The sequence below is a fragment of the Acidovorax sp. GW101-11A03 genome (genome assembly GCF_059424825.1).
In genome coordinates this window covers 1-4,320 of the sequence record NZ_JBWKZU010000123.1, presented here as the reverse complement: position 1 = coordinate 4,320, position 4,320 = coordinate 1, and the positions used below count along the sequence as shown (strand labels likewise).

The following is a 4,320-nucleotide window of genomic DNA, read 5'->3' as shown; positions in this document are numbered from 1 at the left end:
GAGCAGAGCCAGCGCATCGGCCATGTGAGCCAGTCGGTGGGCGCGCTGGAAGAAATGACGCAGCAGAACGCCGCCCTGGTGGAAGAAGGCGCGGCCGCCGCCGACAGCCTCAAGGACCAGGCCGGGCGCCTCACGCAGATGGTGGGCACCTTCCGCCTGTCGCGCAGCGATGGCGGCGGCGAGGACAGCTGGGGCCCGGGCAATCCCACGGCCGCCCCGACCCCGGTGCCTGCCCCGGCCTTGCGCAGCACGCCACCGCGCGCTCCGGCGCTGAAGCCGCGCGGCAAGCTGCCGTCGCTGCCGCGCTGAGCGCCGGGGGCGGCTTAAAGCAGGCTCTTAGCTCCCCTTGAACTGGAAGATGCTGGAGCGCAGCGCCGCCAGGTCCAGCACCCGCAGGCCGCCATATTCGATGCGGATCGCGCCCTGCGCCTCCAGCGCGGCCAGGGCCTCGTTCACGCGCTGGCGCGACAGCCCCACCAGGTAGGCCAGCTCCTGCTGCGTGATGCGCAGCACCTCGCCCACGCCCGGGTACAGCACGGGGTTGAACAGCGACGCCAGGCTGCGCGCCACACGCACGTCGGGGTTGTTCAGCCGGTCGATCTCGCGCGCGGCGATGAACTGGCCCAGGCGCTCGTTGAGCTGGTTCATCACAAACCGGTTGAAGCCGATGGAGTGGTCCAGCAGCCAGTGGAAGGTGTCGATGGGCAGCCCCGCCACGATGCTCTTGCGCAGCGCCTGGATGTTGTAGCGGTAGGGCTCGCGCTTGATGGTCGTGCCCTCGCCAAACCAGCCGCCCGGTGGCAGGCCGGCATAGGTCATGGTCTGGCCCTGCGCATCGTCGCTGCTCATCTTCAGCAGCCCCTCCACCACCCCGAACCAGTAGGTCACGGGGCGGCCCACCCGGCACACATAGTCGCCCGGCTGGGCATCGCCCACCAGCAGCGAGGCCACGGCGCGTTCGCGCTCGGCGGGCTGCAGCTGGTCCAGCCACGGGATGCCGCGCAGTTCGTCGGTGGTGGGGGGGCGCCGCCGCTGGTGCAGCGACAGGTCCTGGTTGATGCGGGAGTCCATGGGCGCGGTCCGGTCGATGGGGTCGGGGGATACGGGAAATCCTGATCCGAATTGTCGTCAGAAAGACAAAAAAATGCCAATCTCCACCGGATGATGGCGCCTCCCCCGGCCCTGGAACCTGTGCAAGGTCTTCGCGAAACCGGGGCTACCGAGGAGACAACACATGAACCAACACCGATCCACCGCGCCGGACGCCGCCATCCCCGCCCACGCTGCACAACGCCGTGGCCTGGGGCGGCGCCAGGCCCTGGCCGCCGTGGCCGCCCTGCCCTGGGTGGGGCTGGCGGGCCTGCCCGGGCGCGCCCACGCGCAGGACGGCGCGATCAAGATTGCGCAGTCCACCGCCCTCACCGGCCCGCTGGGCGACCTGGGCTCGGCCATGCACCAGGGCGCCAAGGCGGCGTTTGCGGCCATCAATGCGCGCGGCGGCGTGCATGGCAAGGCGATTGAACTGGTCACGCTGGACGACACCTACGATGTGCCCAAGGCGCTGGCCAACGTGGAGCAGTTCCTGGCCGACCCGGCCACCTTTGCACTGTTCAACTGCATGGGCACGCCCATGATCGACGCGATGCTGCCCAAGGTGATCGAGAGCGGCATCCCGTTTTTTGCGCCCTTCACCGGCGCGCAGCTCAGCCGCACCAAGGCGCGCAGCGTGTTCAACATCCGCGCCAGCTATGCCGACGAGGCCGAGAAGCTGGTGCAGCACCTGTCCACCATCGGCATCCAGCGCATCGGCATCGTCTACCAGAACAATGCGTTCGGCAAAGAGGTGTTCAGCGCAGCCAAGCAGTCCATGGACCGGCTCAAGCTGCCCGAGGCCTTGACCGTGACGGTGGAGAGCAATGCCTCGGACGCGGGCAGCGCCGCCGCCAAGCTGGCGGGCGGCAACCTGGAGGCCATCATGATTGGCCTGGCGGGCAAGCCCACGCTGGAGTTTGTGAAGGCGTTCCGGGCACTCAAGCGTGGCGTGACGCTGTATGCGCTGTCGGTGATGGGCACGCCCGCCACCGTCAAGGCCCTGGGCGCCGACGCCACGGGCATGGCGATCTCGCAGGTGGTGCCCCTGCCCTCCAACGTGGTGATGCCGGTGGTGCGCGAGTTCCAGGCCGCCTGGAAGGCCTCGGGCGCCACGGCCGAGCCCTCGCACCTGGCGCTGGAGGGCTACATCAACGCCCGCGTGTTTGCCGAAGCCCTGCAGCGTGCAGGCCGCAACCCCACGCGCGCGGCCTTCATCGACGCGACCTGGAACCTCAAGAAATGGGACCTGGGCGGCTTCGAGATCAGCGCCAGCGCACCCGAGCGCAACGCCTCGCGTTTTGTGGAGCTGACGCTGGTGGGGCGCGACGGGCGTTTTATCCGCTGACCTGGCGGGCGCTGACGCAGCACTCCGCTGATATGGACAAAAATGCTACCAAATAGATAGCTTAAAAGGCATATCCATCGCGCGCAGAGGCCGTTTTTTCCTCAAAAATCCGGCCCCATTGCCCCCCCAGCAGGCTACTGCGACGCCAGCCCGTAGCGGTAGCCCTTGAACGACCAGATGGTGCGCCCGGGCTCGATCTTCTCCAGCAACAGCCCCGGGCCGGCCGGGTCGCCCTCGTGCAGCACCTGGCCGTTGACGATGGCCATGCGGTATGCCGGGTTGGCCGAGTAGGTGACGCCCGAAATCTTGAGCGAGGGCAACTGCGCGCGCACGGCCTCGGGCAGGTCGCCCTGGGCGAACACCGTGCCGGTGGCCGTGGTGGGCGCGGGTGCGGCAGCCACGGCGACGGGCTCGGGCGTCCGGGGCGGAACCACCCCACGCGCGGTATCGCGGGCCACATCACGGGCAGGATCACGGGTGGGCTCGGCACGGGAGCGGGCGGGCGCCGCAGGCGGCTCAGCGACCCGGGGCACAGGCGCGGGTGGTGCAGATTTTTCGCGTGGCGGCGGCGCCGCGCTGCGTTTTTCGGCGGGACGCGACTCGGGCGCAGGGGCCTCCACCGCAGGTGCCGGGGCCGAAGGCGGCCCAGCGGCCGGTGCCACCTGTGCTGCTGGCGCCGTCGGTGCTGGGGCGATAGCCACCGGGGCAGGCTGGGGCGCTGCGGGCACCGCTGCGGGCGCGGGTCCGGGAGCGGGGGTCGCAGCCACCACCACCGGCGCAGGGGCCGGACGCTGCATCACCCACCAGGTGCCCGCCACGGCCACAGCCGCCACGGCCACCCCGGCGCTGGCCATGAGCCAGGGCGAGGCGGATGTCCGCCCGACCACCGGCGCCGCGCCGGGCACCGGCACCGCCTGCGAATGCAGCCCGGGCACGCCGCCCCGCCCCCGTTCGGCTTCCGCGCGCCGCAGCGCATCAAGGATGTAGGACATGGGGATCAGGCTCCTGTGCGCAGACGGGGTTCGCTCACGCCGTTGACGCGGTTGAGCAGCATGAGGGTGAGCGGACCGGCGCGGCCATCGGGCGTGACGCCCTGGGCCAGCTGAAAGCGCTGGATGCGCGCCTGGCGCGCGGCGGGGGTGGTGGCCCGAGCGCGTGCGCCCGTGCCAGCGCCACCTGCGGCGGGCGTGGCCAGTTGCTTGTCGAGCCAGGCGGCACCGGCCGTGCTCTCGGCAATGTCGCCCTTGTCGGGCATGCCGATCGGGGCGCGCCACAGGGTGGCAATGTCGCCGCGCCACACCTGGGCCAGCTCGGCCACGGGCACCTGCAGCGTGCGGCCTGCGCCTTCGAGCGTGGCGGTGTCGCCGTCCAGGCCGCGCAGCACGGCGGACACGGCGCTGTCGCCATCGTCCGAGGGGAACAGCGTGAGCAGCACCGGCCGGTCGATCTGGCGCACCAGGTTCAGGCCCGCCCGGCGGTTGCGGTAGCAGCGCAGCCCCTCGCGCGGCAGCGTGGCACAGGCATCGGCCCCCTCGGGCACGCTGGCCCCCCAGCGGGTGGCCAGCGCCTGCCAGGCCGGGCCATCGCTGGCGGGCAGTGCTGCCAGAAACTGCTGCAGTTCAGACAAGGGCGCGCCCACCACCGGTGCCGCAGACGGGGTGGATGCGGCTGCTGTTGCCGTTGTTGCCGCTGCAGCAGCACCCGGCGCCGAAGCCGCACTGGCGGCTGCGGCCGAGGGCTGTGCACGCCCCCCCGCCACCACCGCCGCGCTGGCAGGCAATGCGGGCGCCGTGGCCGCCATCGGCGCACCCGCACCGCGTGGGGCCAGCGTGGGCCAGGCGCCCAGCGCCCAGCCACCCGCAGCCACCAGCGCGGCCCCCGCC

3 protein-coding genes and 2 pseudogenes are annotated in these 4,320 nt (G+C 71.5%); 2 read left to right on the top strand and 3 right to left on the bottom strand.

Annotated features, from left to right (window positions below; all coding sequences use genetic code 11):
• Positions 1–309, top strand: a pseudogene (locus AC07Z7_RS24835) (methyl-accepting chemotaxis protein); the annotation flags it as partial.
• 27 nt (positions 310–336) lie between these two features.
• Here AC07Z7_RS24835 and AC07Z7_RS24830 read toward each other — a convergent pair.
• Positions 337–1,071 (bottom strand): Crp/Fnr family transcriptional regulator, encoded by a 735-nt coding sequence (locus AC07Z7_RS24830; RefSeq protein ID WP_094289151.1) that lies wholly within the window; start codon positions 1,069–1,071, stop codon positions 337–339.
• Positions 1,072–1,234: 163 nt separating this feature from the next.
• On the opposite strand from AC07Z7_RS24830, the gene AC07Z7_RS24825 reads away from it, so the two are divergent.
• A complete protein-coding gene (locus AC07Z7_RS24825; protein WP_494768010.1) occupies positions 1,235–2,437 on the top strand; it encodes an ABC transporter substrate-binding protein in 1,203 nt (400 codons plus the stop codon).
• A gap of 134 nt (positions 2,438–2,571) precedes the next feature.
• Here the strand turns inward: AC07Z7_RS24825 and AC07Z7_RS24820 are convergent, their stop codons facing one another.
• Positions 2,572–3,429, bottom strand: a complete 858-nt coding sequence (locus AC07Z7_RS24820; protein ID WP_494768009.1) for a general secretion pathway protein GspB — start codon at positions 3,427–3,429, stop codon at positions 2,572–2,574.
• 5 nt (positions 3,430–3,434) lie between these two features.
• Positions 3,435–4,320: pseudogene (locus tag AC07Z7_RS24815) on the bottom strand (peptidoglycan-binding protein); the annotation flags it as partial.

Excerpts from the sequence above, each read along its gene's own strand:
- AC07Z7_RS24825 (WP_494768010.1), top strand. The coding sequence starts at position 1,235 with ATGAACCAACACCGATCCACCGCGCCGGACGCCGCCATCCCCGCCCAC.
- AC07Z7_RS24820 (WP_494768009.1), bottom strand. The coding sequence starts at position 3,429 with ATGTCCTACATCCTTGATGCGCTGCGGCGCGCGGAAGCCGAACGGGGG.
- AC07Z7_RS24830 (WP_094289151.1), bottom strand. The coding sequence starts at position 1,071 with ATGGACTCCCGCATCAACCAGGACCTGTCGCTGCACCAGCGGCGGCGC.